Annotated in this window: 15 protein-coding genes and 2 pseudogenes; 9 read left to right on the top strand and 8 right to left on the bottom strand. The window is 66.2% G+C overall.

Features of this window, described 5'->3' with window-relative positions; all coding sequences use genetic code 11:
* Positions 1-81: 81 nt before the first annotated feature.
* From C1927_RS11135 to C1927_RS21600, 3 genes are all read left to right on the top strand, one after another.
* A complete protein-coding gene (locus C1927_RS11135) occupies positions 82-1443 on the top strand; it encodes an EAL domain-containing protein (RefSeq protein ID WP_108746703.1) in 1362 nt (453 codons plus the stop codon).
* A 188-nt stretch (positions 1444-1631) separates the two neighbouring features.
* Complete coding sequence (locus tag C1927_RS11130; protein ID WP_108746702.1) at positions 1632-2930, top strand: chloride channel protein; 1299 nt, start codon at positions 1632-1634, stop codon at positions 2928-2930.
* 175 nt (positions 2931-3105) lie between these two features.
* Entirely contained in the window at positions 3106-3468 is a 363-nt protein-coding gene (locus C1927_RS21600; RefSeq protein WP_237772053.1) for a helix-turn-helix domain-containing protein, read from the top strand.
* On the opposite strand, the pseudogene C1927_RS11120 reads toward C1927_RS21600, so the two are convergent.
* Both C1927_RS11120 and C1927_RS11115 read right to left on the bottom strand, forming a co-directional pair.
* Positions 3384-3638: pseudogene (locus C1927_RS11120) on the bottom strand (hypothetical protein); the annotation flags it as partial. The gene C1927_RS21600 and the pseudogene C1927_RS11120 sit on opposite strands and share 85 nt — an antisense overlap.
* Before the next feature lie 76 nt (positions 3639-3714).
* Entirely contained in the window at positions 3715-4134 is a 420-nt protein-coding gene (locus tag C1927_RS11115; protein WP_079221903.1) for a BLUF domain-containing protein, read from the bottom strand.
* A gap of 178 nt (positions 4135-4312) precedes the next feature.
* On the opposite strand from C1927_RS11115, the gene C1927_RS11110 reads away from it, so the two are divergent.
* Both C1927_RS11110 and glgX read left to right on the top strand, forming a co-directional pair.
* Positions 4313-4603 (top strand): hypothetical protein, encoded by a 291-nt coding sequence (locus C1927_RS11110; protein WP_108746701.1) that lies wholly within the window; start codon positions 4313-4315, stop codon positions 4601-4603.
* 88 nt (positions 4604-4691) lie between these two features.
* Positions 4692-6836: a glycogen debranching protein GlgX gene (gene glgX / locus C1927_RS11105; RefSeq protein WP_108746700.1), complete on the top strand. Its 2145-nt coding sequence runs from the start codon at positions 4692-4694 to the stop codon at positions 6834-6836.
* Positions 6837-6876: 40 nt separating this feature from the next.
* On the opposite strand, the gene C1927_RS11100 is transcribed toward glgX, so the two are convergent.
* The 4 genes from C1927_RS11100 to C1927_RS11085 form a co-directional block, all read right to left on the bottom strand.
* On the bottom strand, positions 6877-7353 hold the full coding sequence (locus C1927_RS11100) for a hypothetical protein (RefSeq protein WP_108746699.1): 477 nt from the start codon (positions 7351-7353) through the stop codon (positions 6877-6879).
* A gap of 123 nt (positions 7354-7476) precedes the next feature.
* Positions 7477-9039: a histidine kinase famiy protein gene (locus C1927_RS11095; RefSeq protein ID WP_254051587.1), complete on the bottom strand. Its 1563-nt coding sequence runs from the start codon at positions 9037-9039 to the stop codon at positions 7477-7479.
* Between the two features lie 192 nt (positions 9040-9231).
* Positions 9232-10125, bottom strand: a complete 894-nt coding sequence (locus tag C1927_RS11090; protein WP_108746697.1) for an SDR family oxidoreductase — start codon at positions 10123-10125, stop codon at positions 9232-9234.
* Between the two features lie 39 nt (positions 10126-10164).
* Positions 10165-12006: a glycoside hydrolase family 15 protein gene (locus C1927_RS11085; RefSeq protein WP_108746696.1), complete on the bottom strand. Its 1842-nt coding sequence runs from the start codon at positions 12004-12006 to the stop codon at positions 10165-10167.
* A 221-nt stretch (positions 12007-12227) separates the two neighbouring features.
* On the opposite strand from C1927_RS11085, the gene C1927_RS11080 reads away from it, so the two are divergent.
* From C1927_RS11080 to C1927_RS11070, 3 genes and pseudogenes are all read left to right on the top strand, one after another.
* Positions 12228-13571: an alpha/beta hydrolase gene (locus tag C1927_RS11080; RefSeq protein ID WP_108747830.1), complete on the top strand. Its 1344-nt coding sequence runs from the start codon at positions 12228-12230 to the stop codon at positions 13569-13571.
* Between the two features lie 8 nt (positions 13572-13579).
* Positions 13580-15097 (top strand): annotated as a pseudogene (locus tag C1927_RS11075) (GMC family oxidoreductase); the annotation flags it as partial.
* A gap of 50 nt (positions 15098-15147) precedes the next feature.
* Positions 15148-15951 carry an SDR family oxidoreductase gene (locus C1927_RS11070; protein WP_108746694.1) on the top strand — a complete coding sequence of 268 codons (804 nt, stop codon included), beginning with the start codon at positions 15148-15150 and terminating at the stop codon, positions 15949-15951.
* Positions 15952-15976: 25 nt separating this feature from the next.
* Here the strand turns inward: C1927_RS11070 and C1927_RS11065 are convergent, their stop codons facing one another.
* Complete coding sequence (locus tag C1927_RS11065) at positions 15977-17215, bottom strand: MFS transporter (protein ID WP_216821150.1); 1239 nt, start codon at positions 17213-17215, stop codon at positions 15977-15979.
* Between the two features lie 82 nt (positions 17216-17297).
* Positions 17298-18218, bottom strand: a complete 921-nt coding sequence (locus C1927_RS11060; RefSeq protein ID WP_254051462.1) for a LysR family transcriptional regulator — start codon at positions 18216-18218, stop codon at positions 17298-17300.
* Positions 18219-18262: 44 nt separating this feature from the next.
* Between C1927_RS11060 and C1927_RS11055 the strand changes: the two genes are divergently transcribed.
* Complete coding sequence (locus C1927_RS11055; protein ID WP_254051461.1) at positions 18263-19057, top strand: glucose 1-dehydrogenase; 795 nt, start codon at positions 18263-18265, stop codon at positions 19055-19057.
* The last annotated feature ends 6 nt before the right edge of the window (positions 19058-19063 follow it).

Genomic DNA, 19063 nt, shown 5'->3' with positions numbered 1-19063 from the left:
TTGGCCCGCGCGCGGGCTTTGCTACCCTTCGTCCGGGGCGCGACCACGCGCGTCCCGGACGCCAAGAGGACGCTTCGGCAGATGCCCAACAGAGCAGCACGGAAATGGCAGGGCCTGCCGAAATTCCAGGAGGCACCGCGCCGCAGGAAGATCGGCACCATCCTGTCACTGGCAGGCATTTCTTCGATCCTGCTGGGCCTGGGCTGGACGGCGTGCTACCTGTACGTCGACCGTGCCGAGCTGGCCGCGCCTTTCCTCGGGGTGATGGCGGTGGGCGTACTGGCCGTTGTCCGCAGCCGCCGCGCCGACGGCACGTCCCTGCTGATCGTTGCCCATGGCGTTTTCCTCTCCGTGGTGGGCGTGGCCATCATCGACGCTCCCATCGCCTGGGTACCGCGTTCGGGGCACCTGTTCCTGCTGCCGCTGGCCGCAGGTGCCGCCTTTACCTTCGATGCGCGCGAACGCTACGGGTCACTGGTCTTCCCGCTGGTCTGCCTGGCCACGTTCGCCGCGTTTGCCATCGGCGCGCTGGATTTCCTCGCGCCTGGCACTTCGCCACCCATCGAAGTGCGCGTGTGGGGCGCGCGTTCCAATACGGTCATCTCGATGATCCTGCTGGCCGCGATCTTTGCGATCTACCGCAAGGACATCGGCAACCGCCTGCGGCTGGAGCGCGAGCTCGGCCGTGCGGTGCGCAATGGTGAGATCGAAGTGCACTACCAGCCGCAGGTACACGGCAATGGCGTGGTCACCGGGGTGGAAGCGCTGGCGCGCTGGCGGCGGCCCTCCGGCGATCTGCTGCCACCGGGCGCGTTCATCGCGCAGGCGGAGGAGAGTGGCGCCATCCGGGACATCGGCCTGGAAGTCCTGCGGCAGGCCTGCGAAACACTCAAGCAATGGTCCAGCACAGCGCATGCACGGCACCTGCGCGTGGCGGTCAACATCAGCCCGGTGCAGGTACTCGACGATGCGTTCGTTCCCTCGGTGGCTGCAGTCATCGCCCAGGCCGAGGTCGATCCGGCGCTGATCGAACTGGAACTGACCGAATCCGCGCTGTCGCACGATGCTGGCATGGTGATCGAGAAGATGAAGGCGCTCGAGTCCCTGGGGCTGACCTGGGCGCTGGATGATTTCGGCACCGGCTACTCTTCGCTGGCAACCCTGCGCACGCTGCCGGTGCGCAAGCTGAAGATCGACCGGCAGTTTGTCGTCGAAGCCGTGAGCCAGGAGAACGCGCAGCGCCTGCTCGGCAAGATCCTGGAAATTTCGCAGGTGATGGGCATGAGTGCCCTGGCCGAGGGCGTGGAAACAACCGCGCAGTGGGAGCTGCTGGTGGGCCTGGGCTGCGATCACTTCCAGGGCTATCTGTTCGCCCCGCCGATGCCGAAGGACGCGCTGGAGCAGTGGCTCGCCGCCCGGGTAGAGTCGAGCTTGCTCGACTGATCAGCTGTAGTGCCGAGCCCGTGCTCGGCTGCATTTGGCGGAGAGCAGCCGAGCGTTGGCTCGGCCCTACACCTGCGCGCTGGGCGACTTCGGCACCGGCTTTTCCGGGCCCAGCCGCCGCATGCCGCAAGGTGGGCCGCCACGGCGGCTGCTTTCGCAGGCCGGCCAGACTGACCATACTGCTGCCCATGAACCCGTTCCGCCGCATCCAGGCCTCTCTGGCCGGCCACCTGCGCAGCGAAGCCTGGCGTCGCCGCGCCGCGCTGTGGATCGGCGCAGTGGCCGTCGCGCTGGTCGCCATCCTGTTCGCCAAGGCCAGCGACGCAGCGTTCGGCCTGTTCCAGCGCGCCATCAACCACTCGCCGTGGTGGGCGCTGCTGCTCACGCCGGGTATCTTCGCCTTGCTCGCCTGGCTGACCAGCGGCGCCCTGCGCCCGACCCGGGGCAGCGGCATTCCCCAGGTCATCGCCGCGCTGGAAAAGCCCGATGAAACCTTCCGCCAGGTCAATCTCTCGCCCGGGGTTTCTGCCGGCAAACTCCTGTTGACTTCGCTTTCGCTGCTCGGTGGCGCATCAGTCGGCCGCGAGGGGCCCACCGTCCACGTCGGCGCCAGCCTGATGTATCTGTTCGGGCGCTGGTTCGGCTTCAAGGATCCCAGAGAACTGTCGCACTTCCTGCTGGCAGGCGGTGCTGCCGGTATCGCGGCGGCGTTCAACACGCCCCTGGCCGGCATCGTGTTCGCCATTGAGGAGTTGAGCGGGCGCTTCGAGCATCGGTTCTCGGGCACGCTGTTGACCGCGGTCATCGTGGGCGGCGTAGTCTCGCTGGGCCTGCTCGGCAACTACACCTACTTCGGCCACGTGACCGCGCGCATGCCGCTCGGCCAGGCCTGGTTGGCCATCCTGATGTGCGGGGTGGTCGCCGGCCTGCTGGGCGGGGTATTCGCACGCATGGTGCTGGCCAGTGTTGCCGGCCGGCCGCGCTGGTTGGGCACGCTGCGGCAACGGCACCCGGTGCTGCTCGCCGCAGGGTGCGGCCTGGTGGTGGTCGGCCTGGCCGCCGCATTCGGGGATGGGGCGTACGGCACCGGTTATGAGCAGGCACGCAGCCTGGTGCAGGGGCACGCCGAGGTGGGGCACGAGTTCGGCTTGATGAAACTGCTCGCCAACCTGGCCTCGTACATTGCGGGCATTCCCGGCGGCCTGTTCTCGCCGGCACTGGCCGTGGGCGCTGGCATCGGCCACAACCTTGCCGCATTGATGCCCGCCGTCGACCCGCGCGCCTTCGTGCTGCTGGGCATGTGCGCCTACCTCACCGGCGTGACCCAGGCGCCGCTGACATCGGCGGTGATCTCGCTTGAGCTGACCGACAGCGGCGACCTGCTGCTGCCCATCCTGGCTACGGTGTTGATCGCCCGCGCGGTGTCCGGGCTGGTCTGCCCGGTGCCGATCTATCGCGGCCTGGCCGAGCAGCTGCTTGTGAAGTGAAGCCCCGCTGCCGGATCTACGTCGGCATTCTTTCCGGCCGATGCTCGGTAGTGCCGGCGGCTGGCCGGCAAACCATCAACACACGTTCGGCCAGAAGCACGCGATTGCGCGGTTTGTTCAATCCCACCCCGGGGCGGAACGCGAAACTACAGCGCTGCTCAAACCGATTGCTCTGATGAACGAGCCAGACCGCACTCCCATCCACCCAACGACCGCCTGCCGCCGCTGCATCATCGGCGGCGAACGGGAAGGGCGCTCCGCGCCGCCGCCGCAGCAGCAGCCAGATACGATCACCTTCGCATCGTTGTCTTCGTTGGCTGCGGTGTTGAGCGATGAGAACCGTCGCCTCCTGCGCACGCTGCACCAGCGCGAGCCGCAATCCCTGACCGAGCTTGCCGGGTTGACCGGACGGAAGGTACCAAGTCTCTCGCGCACCCTGAAGGTGATGGAACGCTACGGCCTGGTGGAATTGAAGCGGCGAGGGGTGGCCGTAATACCGTCAGCGCTGGCCATCCGGTTCTCCGTGGTCCTGGACTGAGGCCTTGGCCCCGTTCTCAGGTGGCGCTGCCTCGGGCCAGGCGCTCGGGCAACGCGATTGAGCGCCTTGACCTGCTCGCCCGTAGCGGCCCCAGCCATGGCGAGCAGCTGGCCCTGGACCTGCTGGCATTCGCGCAGCAGTCCCGCAACTGCCGTTGCGTCCCATGTAAAGGCAGGCCAGCCGGGCTATTGTCAGATCCAACGGGGCGCAGACATGTGCATTTCTCCACCGAGCCGCAAATGGCGGCTACGCGTCCGGTCGTTCCAGCAAGCGGCGCAGAAGAACCACCCCACCGACATGCGTGCCGGAATCATCAAGCGAGTGGTCCACGGTTCCCCAGCGAGCGACGAACAACCGGTCCAGCACGGTATTGGGCTGCATGAGGCAGCTCATGTCCCACGCGGGAAATCGACGCGCATCGATCACGGCATCGCCCAGCATGTGCAACCGATCATGGTCGGCACTGGCGCGGATGCGCCCGATCGCCCCCTCGATCCCATCCGCTGGCCCCTCAACGTACTGCAGGAAGCGTGCCCCATCGAACAGCATGGCACCGGTCACGCCCGCCATCCGGTTGAAGCGCTGGGCGCCCTCCACGATGCGCTCGAGGCGTAGCGCATCAATTCCCGGCACGGCAACACTTCGGTAGGCGACAGCACGCAGCATGGAGGGGTCCGGTCATGGGTTGGAAACAAGGTACTCCTTCCAGCCGTGGTCCGCTTGACCATTTCCGCCCAGTGGATTTCCCGACTTTCCCCCGTCTTCACGCAGGGATCAGGGGCGCAGCACGCCATGTTCCCCGGCAAAGCAGGATGCTGCACCAAACGCCACGGCTGGAAACCATATGTGCGAGCGAGAGGAACACCACAGCTGCGGTGCCGCCGGCGAAACCGGCCGCTTTCGACTGGACCAGGTTGAATGCCTGGACGTCGCTCGACCGGACGGGCCGAGCATCGTCAAGGTGCACGCGCACTGCCACACCTGCGACAGCGACTTCGTCGCGCGCGAGCCGGTCGGACTGACAGCGATTTCCGGGGGCGCCGTATTGAGCTGCACCCATTGCAGCAATCGCCAGGCGATCGGCCAAGGGGTCTTTGACAGCCTGCCGCGCTCCGGCCGCCGCAATTCTGCGTGATGCCGCCGCCACGCAGCCTCTACAGCATGAAAGGGATGCTCTGCGCTCCCCGGTTGCAAGCCCGCAGCCGGCATACAGAGCCTCCCCCATGCGCGACCAGGTCAAATCCACCCGCTACGCAACCCCGTCCCGCATCCGCGAAGGCCGCCCGTTCCCGCAGGGCGCCTCATTCGATGGGCAAGGTACGAACTTCGCGCTCTTCAGTGCACACGCCACCAAGGTTGAACTCTGCCTGTTCGACGAGTACGGCAACGAGCAGCGCATCGAGTTGCCCGAGTACACCAACGAGATCTGGCATGGCTACCTGCCCGATGTGAAGCCCGGTCAGCGCTACGGCTACCGGGTGCATGGCCCCTATGCGCCAGCGGAAGGGCACCGCTTCAACCACAACAAGCTGCTGCTCGACCCTTACGCACGTGAAATCGATGGTGACTTGACCTGGGCCGATGAACTTTACGGCTACACCATCGGCCACCCCGATGGCGATCTCAGTTTTGATGAACGCGACAGCGCACCGTTCATGCCCAAAGCCGTGGTGGTGGAAGACACCTATGACTGGGAAGGCGATGAGCGCCTGCTCACGCCCTGGAACCGCACCGTCGTATACGAAACCCACGTGCGCGGCTTTACCCAGCGCCACACCGAGGTCAGCGACGACGTGCGCGGAACCTGTGCCGGCCTTGCCCAGCCTGCCGTGCTGGACTACATCCGCGGCCTCGGCGTCACCGCAGTAGAGCTGCTCCCGGTCCATGCCTATCTGGATGACAACTATCTGCTGGACAAGGGCCTGCGCAATTACTGGGGCTACAACACGCTGGCGTTCTTTGCGCCCAAGCGCCGCTACCTGGCCAGCGGGCACCGCGACGAGTTCCGCGACATGGTCAAGGCCATGCACGCGAAAGGGCTCGAGGTCTTCATGGACGTGGTCTACAACCACACCGCCGAAGGCAACGAACTGGGGCCGACGCTGTCCTTCAAGGGCATCGACAACGCCAGCTACTACCGCCTGGCCGAAGACAAGCGGTACTACATCAACGATACCGGCACCGGCAACACCTTCAATCTGAGCAACCTGCAGGCCATCCGCTTCGTCTGCGATTCCCTGCGGTACTGGGCGCATGACATGCACGTGGATGGCTTCCGCTTCGATCTGGCCACCATCCTGGGCCGGGAACCGACCGGTTTCGATCAGCGAGGTGGCTTCCTCGATGCGGTTGGCCAGGATCCGGTGCTCAGCCAGGTCAAGCTGATTGCAGAACCCTGGGACTGCGGCCCCGGCGGCTATCAGGTCGGGCATTTCCCGCCCGGCTGGGCAGAGTGGAATGACAGGTTCCGCGATACCGCGCGCGGCTTCTGGAAAGGCGATGAAGGCAAGCTGGCTGAGTTTGCCACCCGATTGACCGGCTCGGCGGACCTGTTCGACCGACGCGGCCGCCGCCCGTGGGCATCGGTCAACTTCATCACCGCGCACGACGGCTTCACCCTCAACGACCTGGTCAGCTACAACGAGAAGCACAACGACGCCAATGGCGAAGGGAATCAGGACGGCTCCAACAACGATTCGTCCTGCAACCATGGTGCCGAGGGTCCGACCGACGACGCGGGCATCAACGCGCTGCGCGAGCAGCAGATGCGCAACCTGCTGGCCACCCTGCTGCTTGCGCAGGGCACGCCGATGATGCTGGCCGGTGACGAGCGGGCGCAGACGCAGGGCGGCAACAACAACACCTATTGCCAGGACAACGAAACGGCCTGGATCGATTGGGGACGCGATACCACCGAAGGCCGGTTGGCCCAGTTCGTGCGTGATCTTCTGGCGCTGCGCCAGAGCCATCCGATCCTGACCCGCGGCCGCTTCCTCAACGGCCAGTACAACGAGCAGGCCGGCGTGCGCGATCTGACCTGGCTCAACCCGGCCGGCCGGGAAATGACCGATGACGACTGGAATGACGCGAGCGCACGTTCGGTCGGCCTGCTGCTGGAGGGCAGGGCACAGGCATCGGGTGTGCGTGAACATGCGAGCGACGCCAGCGTGCTGGTCGTCATCAACGCCTATCACGAGGGCGTCGATTTTGCGCTGCCGGACGACGAAGGTGCCGCGCTGGACTGGTCGATGCTGCTGACCACCGATGCGGGCCTCACTGACGAACAGACCGTGCAGAGCGCTGGCCAGTTCCTTGCCCCGCCACGCAGCCTGACTGTTTTCCGGTGCGGGGCAGCGGCTGCAGGCTGAGCAATACAAAGAAGCCCCGCTCATGCGGGGCTTCATCTACTTACGCAATATCCCACTTGTGCGTGGCTGCGGGCTTCTGCTTGTAAATGGTCCCGCCGAAATCAACGTGCAGTTCCATCCAGTCGCCGCCCTTCTGCCGGGCCAGTACTTCGAAGTGCTTGGGGTGACGCTGCGGCTCACCGGCAGGTGTCCACCCCGCCTGCTTCACGGCGTCCAGTGCTGCGGCGGGATCTGCGTCTGCGTGCTTCCCCGCATGATGCGCCTTCCCATGGTGCGGCTTCTTGTGCTCGATCTCCACCCGCGTGCCGCCAGTGCGGGCAATGCTCAGCACCTTGATCTCCGACGGACGTCGTTCACCCTCCAGGCTGACTGGAAGGCCCGGCTCGATGGAAAAGGCGTCTGCACCTTTGGGCCCCAGATCGGCCAGATAGGGCTGGCCATCTGCCAGCAGCGTGAAGCGGTGGGCAAACACGTGTTCAACGACGCCGGACAAGGCGATTTTTTCATGGTGCGGCATGTATTTCTCCTGAGAGCGCCCATGCGTGGGCGCAGAGATCAGGTGGGAGCTGCGCGCCGCGCGTGCAATGCAATGCCATGACGGGATTCAGCCCAGGTTGCCCGCCGCAGGGCAGTGCAACGCTCAGCCAACGCCCGTGGGCCCCTCCAGCACCAGCCGCACCTTGCGCAGCAGCTGCTGCCGGTTGAACGGCTTGTTCAGCACCTCGTATTCCGAGCCACCCGCATCGGTGCGCTCGAGTCCGGCTTCGGCGTAGCCCGTGGTCAGCAGCACCTTCATTCTCGGCAACCGGCGCTTCGCTTCGCGCGCCAGAAGCACGCCATTCATGCCGCCCGGCATGATCAGATCGGTGAACAGCAGATCGAACACCTCGCCCTGTTCCAGCAGCGCCAGCGCCGATGCCCCATCGTTGGCAACGCGGGTCTGGTAGCCGCCGGCCTCCAGCAGCATCTGCGCCAGTTCGGCCACGTCATCGCGGTCCTCGACAATCAGGATCCGCTCGCTGCCACCGCGGTCCATGGCCATGTTGGAGGGCGCAACATCCTTGGTCAGCGCATCGGGCGTGGCAGGGAAGTACAGGCTGACGGTGGTGCCCACGCCCGGCTCGGAGGCGATGCGCACGGTGCCGCCGGACTGCTTGACGAAGCCATACACCATGGACAGTCCCAGCCCGGTTCCTTCACCTTCGTCCTTGGTGGTGAAGAACGGGTCCATCACCCGGCGCACGATATCCGGCGACATGCCACTGCCGTTGTCCTGCACCGAAATGCAGACCAGGCGCCCGGCAGGCAGATGGTCGAGATCACCGGAGGAGACACTCTTGGAAACTTCCACGTTTCGCGTGGCCAGCAGCACCCGCTGATCGGGACGTCCCTTCAACGCGTCACGCGCATTGATGACCAGGTTGAGGATGGCGACTTCGGCCTGGGTGGTGTCTATCCTGCAGTTCCACAGGCCCGGCGCCAGATCCATCTCCAGTTCCACCTCGGCGCCCACGCGTTGGGCGGCCAGTTCCACCGTGGAGGACACCAGGGAGTTCAGGTTGACCGTGCGGCCTTCCAGCTTCTGCCGCCGCGAGAACGCCAGCAACTGCTGGGTCAGCACCGCCGCCTTGTTGGCCGCCGACTGCGCCTGCGTCGCCGCGCGCCTGACAAAGCTGTCCGGCCCAAGCTCCTGCTCGGAGGTGCCGGTGATCATTTCCAGGTAGCCGGACATCACCTGCAGGAGGTTGTTGAAATCGTGCGCGATGCCGCCGGTCAGCTGGCCAAGCGCTTCCATCTTCTGCGCCTGGCGCAGCGAATCCTCCGCATCGCGTCGCCGCGACACGTCCAGCTGGGAACCGAAGAAGTACACCAGCGTGCCGTCATCGTCGAAGACCGGCGACACGAAAAGGGCGTTCCAGAAGGTCGAACCGTCCTTGCGGTAGTTCAGCACCTCGGTGGCCGCCTCGCGGGTCTCGGCAATGGCCTCACGGATCTCGGCAATCGCATCAGGGTCGGTGTCCGGACCCTGCAGGAAGCGGCAGTTGCGGCCAACCAACTCCTCGCGCTCGTAGCCGGTCATTTCCACGAAGGCCCGGTTGGCGAAGATGATGGGGTTATCGGGCTGGTGCGGGTCGGTGATGATCATCGGCATCCGCGTGGTTTCCACCGCGCTGAAAAAGATATCCGACCGTCTGTCACCCACGCCCGCTTGCTGGTGGCTTCTGACAGCGGGTGAGGGGAATCCCTTGAATTGATCGTTCGACACGCCATTCCCTGCTTGGATGCGACGGGTGCCAGCGTAAACACCGGGCTCGTCAAAGCCCGGCACCTTGCCACAACGCGCGTGAAAATGACCGCGTTCAGCCTGAATAATTCAGATTCAGCGTACGCAGGCTCAAGCGATGCCCGCGCCACCGGTGACGCCGAACACTTCACCGGTCAGGTAGCTGCCTTCCTGGCTGGCCAGCAGCACGTAGATCGGCGCGATCTCCACCGGCTGGCCCGGGCGCTTCATCGGCACCTGCGTACCAAACTTGGTCACCGCCTCGGTCGGCTGACCACCGGAGGACTGCAGCGCGGTCCAGAACGGGCCGGGCGCCACCACGTTGGCGCGGATTCCCTTTTCGACCAGCTGTGCCGACAACGCCTTGGTGTAGGCGACGATGCCCGCCTTGGTGGTGGCGTAGTCCAGCAGGATCGCCGAAGGGTCATACGCCTGCACCGAGGCAGTGGTGATGACGGACGCGCCTGCCGGCAGATGCGGAACCGCCGCCTGGCAGATCCAGTGCATCGCATACAGGTTGGTCTTCATCGTCTTGTCGAAGTCTTCCGCGCTCAGCTCGGCAATGCTCTCGCGGTATTGCTGGCGGGCCGCATTGACCACCAGGATGTCCAGGCCGCCGAAGGCTTCCACGGTGCGCTCCACCATGGTCTCGCACCATTCCGGGTCGGTGATGTCACCCGGCAGCGCCAGGGCCTTGCGGCCTTCGGCCTCGATCAACGCGAACACTTCTTCCGCATCCGACGCTTCGGAGGGCAGGTAGGACAGGGCGACATCGGCACCCTCGCGCGCATACGCAATTGCCGCAGCGCGGCCGATACCACTGTCGGCGCCGGTGATCAGCGCACGGCGTCCGCTCAGCTTGCCCGAGCCCTGGTAGCTGGTTTCACCGTGGTCCGGCACCGGATCCATGGCTGCGGCCTTGCCCGGCACGGGCTGCGGCTGGGCGGGGAAGGGCGGCTGCGGATACTGGCTGCGCGGGTCCTGCATTTTCAGACGGTCATTCATGGTCGATCCTTATCGTGGGGCGGGCGGAGAGTGGGCGGCTCAAGGGCAGCCCTGGGTATCTGCAATCGTGGCCATGGCCATTACCTGGGCCAGGTGACTCAAGCCTTGCGGGGTGTTGCCGAGGTAGTGGCCCGTGGCCGGGTCCACCATTTCGCTCAGCACGCCCTGGCAGCGGCCGAGGGCGCCGTTCAATGCATCCACTCGCGCCCGGGCGTCCTCAACGAAGCCCAGCCGCGCATACGCTTCTGCCATCCAGTAAGAGCAGGCAATGAAGCAGCCCTCTTCTTCGGGCATGCCCGAATAGCGGTAGTGGAAGCCGGATTGGCCCAGTTCACGGTCGAGGGCGCGCAGGGTGGCCAGCAGGCGGTCCCTGCCGTCAAAGCGGAAGCGCACCGCCAGCGCCACGGACGCGTCCAGCTTGCCGCTGCCGGGGTACATCTCGAAGGCTTGCAGGGCGTCGGACCAGCAATGGGTCTCGATCCAGTCACTGATGCGGTCGCGTTCGCGCTGCCAGCGGTCGCGGCAGGTCGTCGGCAGCTGGCCCTGGTCGGCCAGCTCGACCGCCCGCGCCAGCGCCTGCCAGCAGCTGATCTTGGACATCGTGTAATGCTCCAGCTCCGGCAGCTCCCAGATCCCCGAGTCCTTTGCGCGCCAGTGGTCCGCACAGAGGTCGGCAATGCGGGAAAGCAGCTCCGCGCTGGCGCCATCCAGGATGTTGCCAGCCGCCACAAAACAGAACGCGGTCTCGAAGATGTCGCCATAGATGCCGTGCTGGTGCTGGTCACCGGCCAGGTTACCCTTCACCACCGGCTGCGTATCGCGGTAGCCGCGCATGGGCAGTTCCTGCACCGGCTCCACCTTTTCGCCATCCAGGGTGAAGACCACCTTCGGCCCATGGCGCCGCAGCTGTCGCAGCAGCCAGGTGAACGCCGCTTTGGATTCCGCTTCCAGACCGGCGGCCAGGAAGGCCTGGATGGTGTACCCAGCGTCGCGGACCCAGGCATAGCGGTAATCGAAATTCTTGTCACCGCCGATACGCTCGGGCAGCGACGTGGTGGCGGCCGCTGCGATGGCACCCGAGGGCGAGTACAGCAGCAGCTTCAACGCCAGCGTACTGCGCACGAACGTCGCGCGGTCCCAGCCGTCGTAGGACACATTGCGCGCCCATGCCTTCCATTCGCGGTCGGTCAGGTCGATGCGGCCATCCACCTCGTCCACCGACGGCGCAACCAGCGGCTCGTCCTCACCCACCACCAGCGCCACGGTCACCCGCTCGCCGGCACCAACCGCGCATTCACCGCGCGCGCCTTCGTCGGTCCACCGCAGCTGCAATGCCGGGTGATGAATGGCCACGCCCAGCAACCGCTGCACATGGAAGACCGTGTGTTCGCCAATGGACGAGCAGTAGGGGCTGGCGGACTGCGCACGGGTGCTGGGGCAGATGTGCACGTCAAAATGCACCTCGCCCTCCAGGCCCTCGATGCGCCGCGCAAGTTCGCACCAGGGGAGGCGACCGGCGTTGCCGCTGTTCAGCGATTCCGTCAGCGATGCACGACCGGATGCCGTGGTGAAGACCGTCTCCAGCACGTTGCTGTCCGCGCGGTAATGGCGTTCGACGGTGCAGGGCTCGGTAGGCGCGATGCTGAAGTAGCCGCCATTGCTGCCGTCCAGCAGCCGATCAAACAACGGCGGGCTGTCCATGTTGGGTGCACACCACCAATCGATGGAACCATTGCAGCCGGTCAAGGCAACGGAGCGGCCTTCGCCCAGCGCCGAGTATTGTTCAATGGGCAGCGCACCGTCCTTCCTGCGCTCGATGGACACCGGGGCATCGCTCACCGGAGACGCATCGGGGGAAGCAGCTTCGGGCAACGTCGACATCAACGCACCCTCCGGCGAGCATGCAAGGCTGCCGGAACAGCGGTGGGGGTGCACATGGTGGATGTCCAGACGTGGGGTGCATTGAACCTAGAGAGCCGCATGCGCAGGCAGGGTGAGGCAGTGCTCAACGCCACGTGATCGTTGCACCGCGTTGACGCGTGCTTGCACGCCACGTGGACAGGCCGACGACCATGCTCGCGCCGCTACATCCCGAGGTCACCATGCAACGTCCCGTTCTCTTCCTCCTGCACAGCCTGGGCGCCAGCCATCGGGAATGGAGTGCCGTACAACGCGCCCTGGGCGACGCGTTCGAGTGTGTCGCGCTGGATATTCCCGGCTTCGGCGGCACCACCGCAGACGGTGCGACCGACATCGATGCCCTGGTGGACTGGTTTCAGCAAGAAGTCACTACGCGTGCTCCCGCGTGCTGGTTTGCCGTCGGCCATAGCATGGGCGGCAAGATCGCCACGCAGATCGCCGCCCGCAGCCGCGACGGCGTACAGGGCCTGGCAGGTCTCGCGGGCGTGGTATTGGTCGCCGCGTCGCCGCCGTGCCCTGAGCCCATGGAAGAGGCACGCCGCGAAAAGATGCTCGGCTGGTTCGCCAACGGCGCGCCCGCGCGCCTCCATGCTGAAGCATTCATCGACGCCAATGCACATCGGCCCCTGCAGGGTGTGACCCGCGAAGTCGCCATCCTCGATGTGCTGCGCACCGATCCCATCGCTTGGCGTGCCTGGCTGCAGCAGGGCAGCCGCGAGCATCGCCAGCAAGAGGCCGCGCACCTGCACACCCCCGCGCTGATACTGGCCGGCGCCAAAGACGGCGATCTGGGCGAAGCGGCACAACGCGCACTGAACGCACCGCACTATCTGCATGCATCCGTCGAGGTCGTGCCGGACGCCGCGCACCTGATCCCTGTTGAGCAGCCGGAATGGCTTGCCCAGCGCATTGCCGCGTGGGCCCTCCCGCTGGCGGCAGGCGGACTGCCACCGGCATTCATTCAGCTGCTCAACGCCGAACGCGTCGCACCGCGCATGCGTGCCCGCCTGCTGGCGCGGCATGCGAGACCGCTACCGCTGCCGACGTCGGCAATGCCGGCAGGGCACCTGAAACTGCTGGCTGCCTTGGCGACATGTCTCGTACCCGGCGCAGACCCCAACGATCTGGCGTTGCGCGTCGCTCACTCGCTTGTGAACCACGAAAGCGATGGCTGGCGCTTTGCCGATCTGCCTGCCGACGCCGAGGCATGGGCGCAGGCCTTGGATCAACTGGATGCGGCCGCCAACGGATTCGCCACGCTTACCCCTGCTGAACAGCACGCACTGCTTGATCGGGTACAACAGCAGAGCGCGCCCACAACAGACAACGCCATACTGGACCCCGTCCAACTGGCGCACTGGTTTGAGGATGCGAGAGCGCTGTTCGCCAGAACCTGGATGAGTCTTCCCTCGACCTGGGCCGCCATCGGCTATGACGGTTTCGCTGTCGGCGGCAAAGGTACGCGGAGCCCCGGTTACGAGCACACAGAGGCGGACATGATCGACGCGTGGCAGCTGCCATGCTGAGTCACGCCATGCCAAACCACAGCGCAGATCAGTCGTTCGACGCCGTCATCATCGGCAGCGGTGCAGGCGGCGCGCCGCTGGCAGCCCGTCTGGCCGAAGCCGGCGTATCGGTGCTGGTGCTGGAAGCGGGTCGAACGTTCACGCCCGATGACCACCTCGCAGACGAACTGGCCACCGACATCTACTGGATGGAAGAGCGGCTCAGCGGCGGCCAGACCCCCACCGCCTTCGGGGCCAACAATTCCGGCCAGGGGGTGGGTGGCTCCACCCTCCATTGGGGTGCATTCTGCCCACGGCCAGACCCGCGCGATCTGCGCCTGCGCTCGCTGACAGGGCAGGGGGCCGATTGGCCCATCGCAGCGGCAGAGCTGCAGGCGTACGTGCAGCGCGTCGAGGCGTTCATTGGTGTATCCGGCCCTGCCCACTATCCGTGGGACGCCTCCCGCCAATACGGCTATCCACCCGTGCTGCGCAACGCTTCCGCCCAGGCCATGCAGCGCGGCTGTGATGCACTGGGCGTGCGCGCCACCGATGCGCCCGCCGCGCTGGTCAGCCAGGCCCGGCAGCAGCCGCACTGGGGTCTGCGCCAGCCCTGCAACCACTGCGGCGCATGCCACCAGGGCTGCAGCAACGGCGCGAAGGCCACCATGGATACCTCCTGGCTGCCGTGGGCCGTGGCACACGGTGCCGCGATTCGCGATCAGAGCCGGGTGGTGGATCTGGAGCGCGATGCCCACGGCCGCATCACTGCAGTGGTCTATCAACGCGAGCATCGCCTGCACCGGGTGAAATGCTCCGCTGCCTTCCTGTGTGCCGGCGGCGTGGAAACACCGCGCCTTCTGCTTAACCTGGGGCTGGCCAACAGCAGCGGCCAGGTCGGCCGCAACTTCATGGCCCACGTGGCCACCCAGGTGTGGGGGTTCTTCGCAGCTGACATGTGCATGAACCGCGGCTACCCGTCTTCGCTCATCACAGAAGATTTCGTGCGGCCGCACGACGCCTCGTTCGCTGGGGGCTACCTGGTACAGAGCCTGGGCGTGCAGCCAGCCACACTGGCCAATACACTGGCCCGGGGCGCCGGCCTGTGGGGCCAGCCACTGGTGGATGCGCTCTCTTCCTACCGGCATCTGGCCGGCATCGGCATCAACGGCGAATGCCTGCCACAGGACGGCAACCAGCTGACCCTCAGCGACGAGCGTGATGCCTTTGGCATGCGGCGCGCTCGGGTCGATTTCAGCTACGGCGCGAACGAAAGGGCACTGGACGCGCACGCGCAGGCCCAGCTCACCCGCATCTGGCAGGCCGCAGGTGCTACCGGCATCTTCGCCGCCGCGCGCTCGGCCCACACCCTCGGTACCTGCCGCATGGGCGATTCGGCTGAAACCGCGGTCGTGGATGGCGACGGCCGCAGCTTCGACATCCCCAATCTCTTCATCTGCGACAACTCCATCTTCCCCAGCGCGCTGGCCGCCAACCCGGCATTGACCCAGATGGCGCTGGGCCTGCGCACCGCCGAGCGCTTCCTGCAGATGCTGCCACCGCGCCGCACCACACTCTCCCCCAAGAAGGACACATCATGGATCTCGGAATAGAAGGGCGCATTGCGCTGGTCAGCGGTGCTGATTCGGGCATGGGCAAGCAGACCGCACGCGAGTTGCTGCAGGCCGGCGCGCGCGTTGCCATCACCGATGTGCCCGACGGCACGCTGGATGAGGCCCTGCAGGAGCTGACGCCGCTGGGCGAGGTGATGGCTGTCGCCGGTGACGTGACCGAAGCCGAGGACGTCGAGCGCATCTGGAACACCGTACGCAGCGCGCTGGGCGACCCGGACATCTACGTCAACGCGGCCGGCGTCACCGGGGCCACCGGCGATTTCCTTGATGTGGGCGACGAGGGCTGGCTGCGCACGCTGGATATCAACCTGATGGGCGCAGTACGCATGTGCCGCCAGGCCATCCCCGCGATGCGTACCAAGGGTTGGGGCCGCATCGTGCTGTTTGCTTCGGAAGATGCCGTGCAGCCGTATACCGACGAACTGCCGTACTGCGCGTCCAAGGCGGGCGTCCTGAGCCTGGCCAAGGGCCTGTCCAAGCAGTACGGCAAGGACAACATCATGATCAATACCGTGTCGCCGGCCTTCATCCATACGCCCATGACCGACGCCATGATGCACAAGCGCGCCAAGGAAAAGGGCATGTCATTCGAGGAGGCCATCCGCACCTTCCTGGATGAAGAGCGCCCCGGTATGGTGCTCAAGCGTCGTGGGCGACCGGAAGAGGTTGCCGCCGCCGTGCTGCTGCTGTGCTCCGAGCGAGCCAGCTTCATCAATGGCGCCAACATCCGCGTTGACTCAGGCTCAGTCTTCACCCTGGCCGGGTAACGGAGAGCTAGCTCGCCTGCGCTCCCTACGGGGAGCGCTCGATTGCCAGCCCACGCCGTGTCTCCGGCACCTTCAACGCCAGCAGCAATGCCGCCGTGGCGATCACCGCCAACACCAGGAAGGCGGCATCATAGCCTTCGCGCTGCACGATGAAGCCCGCCAGAGCGGGGCTCAGTGCGCCGCCCACCCCGAACACCGTGGTGACCGCGCCCAGGGTGACGTTGAAACGCCCGGTCCCCTCGCTCAGGTCACTCACCATGATGGGGATGAGCGCACCAAAGATGCCCGCGCCGACGCCATCCAGCAGCTGCACGCCCAGCAGCCACGCCGGGGCATCGGACAAGGGGTAGAGGGCGGCACGGACCGGCAGGATCAGAAAGCCCGCCAGCAACAGCGGGCGCCGGCCCCAGCGATCAGCACGGGCGCCCACCAGCCACGCCACCGGGATCATCACCAGCTGCGCGGCAACAATGCAGCCGGCAGTCAGCGTGGTCGCCAGGGTAGGGCTGCTCAGCGAAAGCTTCTGCCCCACCAGGGGCAGCATCGCCGCGTTGGCAAGGTGGAACAGGCAGCTGCATGCGGCCAGCAGCAACAACCGGCGGTCCCGCAACAGCAGGCGCCCGGGGGAGGGTGGGTTTGCCCCCTGCGGCTGGGCAGCCAAGCCACGCGCCTGTGCATCATTGATGGCCGCCCCTGGGATCGCGCCCGCGGCGGCTACGCTGGCCAATGTCATCACCGCCATCAGGTAGAACACCACCGTCGGCCCCCACAGGTAGGCCAGGCCACCGGCCAGCAGGGCCGCCACCACGTTGCCGGCATGGTTGAAGGTCTCGTTGCGCCCCATGCGACGCGCGAACGCGCGCGGCCCGCTGACACCCAGCGAAATGGCCGCAATGGCCGGGGCGATCACCGAGGCCGCTACGGCACTCAACGCCTGGGTCGAGGCCACCACCGCAAAGCCCTGCGTCCACGGCAGCAACAGGCAACTGGCAGTCACCAGCAGGGCAGCGATGGCCAGGGTCATCCGCTTGGCATGGATGCGGTCCATCAGCGCGCCGGCGGGCGTCTGGGTCAGCAACCCGATGATGGCCGACACCGTCATGACCGCACCAATGCTGGCCGGCTGCCAGTGGTGTACCGACAGCAGATAGATGGCCAGGTAGGGTCCCAGCCCATCACGCACGTCTGCCAGGAAGAAATTCAGGCCATCCAGGCCACGCTCGGCGCGCCGGCGCTCGGGGCCATCGGGGGTGGGGTCGATCACAGCGCGGCTGCCAGGGCACGGAAGGGGAGGCCGGCAGTGTTATGCGCGCCACGCCGTGATGGCGGCGTGGCGTCGGCACGCGTCAGGATGCCCTGGAAGAATGCTGCTCTATCGCACTGGCGTGCGGCAGCATCCGTTCCGCGATCTCCAACATTGCCCGCAGCCGATCCATATGGCGCAGATCCTGGTGGTAGCCCACCCAGACATCACGCGAGGGCGGTTGCCCGAATGCGTCGATGCGATGCAGCCCGACCACCTGCTCACCCAATGGACGCGGCAGGACGGCAACGCCCACGCCGCGCGCGCACATCTGCGCCTGGACGCTGCGACTGGTGCTGCTGAAGGCCGGCTTCGACTCAGGGAAGGTCTCGATCAGCCAGGTCACGTCGGGAAAGTGGGCCTGCGCCGCGTTCATCAGGATGAGCCTGGCCGAGCGCGGATCATCCGCTACCGCGCGTACCGTCGCCTCCGATCCATACAGCCCATACGGCATGGCCATCAGGCGGCGCTGCACGATCTCCGGCTCGCTGAAGGGAACGATGCGGAACGCTACATCCGCCTCGCGCCGGGACAGATCGAGCAGGCGGTAGCTGGCAATGATTTCCGGTACCACCCCTGGGTGCTGCCGGCCGAGCTCGGCCAGGCTGGGGGCCAGCACGTGGGCGGCAAACCAGTCCGCCGAGGAAATCCGCAGGATGCCTTCCAATCGATCCTGGCTGCCCGCCAGGCGCCGTTCCATGGCGAGTGCGGATGCCTCCATCGATTCTGCCAGCGACAACACTGCATCGCCGGCATCGGTCAGTACCAGGCCGTCCTTCGTTCTGCGGAACAGCGGCTGCTCGGCCTCATCCTCCAAGGCCTTCACCCGCCGCCCCACCGTCGGATGGCTCACGCCGAGGCTGCGGGCGGCTTCCCCGAGGGAGCGGCTGCGGACCACCGCCAGAAAAACGCGGATGTCACTCCATTCCACGGTCAGGCCCACCGGTTCAAAATTGAACGTCAACTATGCAGCAGCGTCAGTGCCCAGACAATCCTGAAAGGTCCACCATGCACTCCCCGCCCCACACGGGGCAGCCAGATCCGGAATTGCACGCAATGGGCACACTGAATGGAAAAGTCGCGCTGGTCACCGGCGCTTCAAAGGGCATCGGCGCAGGCATTGCCCGCCGCCTCGCCAGCGATGGCGCACGCGTCGTGGTCAACTACGCCTCCGCTGAAGATGCGGCCACGGCCCTTGTCGCGGAGATCGAGGCCAACGGCGGAACGGCAGTGGCGGTACGCGCCGACGTCCGCAGCAAGACCGACGTGGATGCGCTGGTCGCGGCGGCGCTCGACCACTTCGGCAGGCTGGACATCGTCGTCAACAACGCCGGCATGTACCAGTTTGCGAAAATCGAGGACACCACCGAGGAACGGTATCGCCAACAGTTCGACCTCAACGTCCTGGGCACCCTGCTGGTCACCGGCGCCGCCGCGCCGCTGCTTGGCGAAGGCAGCAGCATCGTCAATGTCAGCTCCTTCGTCACCCGCGTGCTGCCTGCCGAGAGTGCCATCTACACCGGCACCAAGGGCGCCATCGACGCGATCACCGGCGTGCTGTCCCGTGAACTGGGCCCACGCGGCATCCGCGTCAACTCGGTCAACCCCGGCCTGATCGAGACCGAAGGCACACACGCCAATGGCGTCATGGGCTCGGACTTCCAGGCCTGGAATGAGCAGCAGACACCGCTGGGCCGGATCGGCCAGGTCGCCGACATCGCGTCGATCGTCTCTTTCCTCGCATCCAGCGATGCGGGCTGGGTGACCGGCGAGAACATTCTCGGCTCGGGCGGCATGCGCTGAACCCGC

Origin of the sequence: Stenotrophomonas sp. ZAC14D1_NAIMI4_1, from assembly GCF_003086775.1 — a bacterium.
Taxonomy (GTDB): Bacteria; Pseudomonadota; Gammaproteobacteria; order Xanthomonadales; family Xanthomonadaceae; genus Stenotrophomonas.
The sequence above is the reverse complement of the archived record's forward strand: the minus strand, read 5'-3'. Positions and strand labels throughout refer to the sequence as shown.

Bases quoted from the DNA above. Each gene is read 5' to 3' on its own strand.
- C1927_RS11135 (WP_108746703.1), top strand. From the start codon at position 82: ATGCCCAACAGAGCAGCACGGAAATGGCAGGGCCTGCCGAAATTCCAG.
- C1927_RS11130 (WP_108746702.1), top strand. From the start codon at position 1,632: ATGAACCCGTTCCGCCGCATCCAGGCCTCTCTGGCCGGCCACCTGCGC.
- C1927_RS21600 (WP_237772053.1), top strand. From the start codon at position 3,106: ATGAACGAGCCAGACCGCACTCCCATCCACCCAACGACCGCCTGCCGC.
- C1927_RS11115 (WP_079221903.1), bottom strand. From the start codon at position 4,134: ATGCTGCGTGCTGTCGCCTACCGAAGTGTTGCCGTGCCGGGAATTGAT.
- C1927_RS11110 (WP_108746701.1), top strand. From the start codon at position 4,313: ATGTGCGAGCGAGAGGAACACCACAGCTGCGGTGCCGCCGGCGAAACC.
- glgX (WP_108746700.1), top strand. From the start codon at position 4,692: ATGCGCGACCAGGTCAAATCCACCCGCTACGCAACCCCGTCCCGCATC.
- C1927_RS11100 (WP_108746699.1), bottom strand. From the start codon at position 7,353: ATGCCGCACCATGAAAAAATCGCCTTGTCCGGCGTCGTTGAACACGTG.
- C1927_RS11090 (WP_108746697.1), bottom strand. From the start codon at position 10,125: ATGAATGACCGTCTGAAAATGCAGGACCCGCGCAGCCAGTATCCGCAG.
- C1927_RS11085 (WP_108746696.1), bottom strand. From the start codon at position 12,006: ATGTCGACGTTGCCCGAAGCTGCTTCCCCCGATGCGTCTCCGGTGAGC.
- C1927_RS11080 (WP_108747830.1), top strand. From the start codon at position 12,228: ATGCAACGTCCCGTTCTCTTCCTCCTGCACAGCCTGGGCGCCAGCCAT.
- C1927_RS11070 (WP_108746694.1), top strand. From the start codon at position 15,148: ATGGATCTCGGAATAGAAGGGCGCATTGCGCTGGTCAGCGGTGCTGAT.
- C1927_RS11055 (WP_254051461.1), top strand. From the start codon at position 18,263: ATGCACTCCCCGCCCCACACGGGGCAGCCAGATCCGGAATTGCACGCA.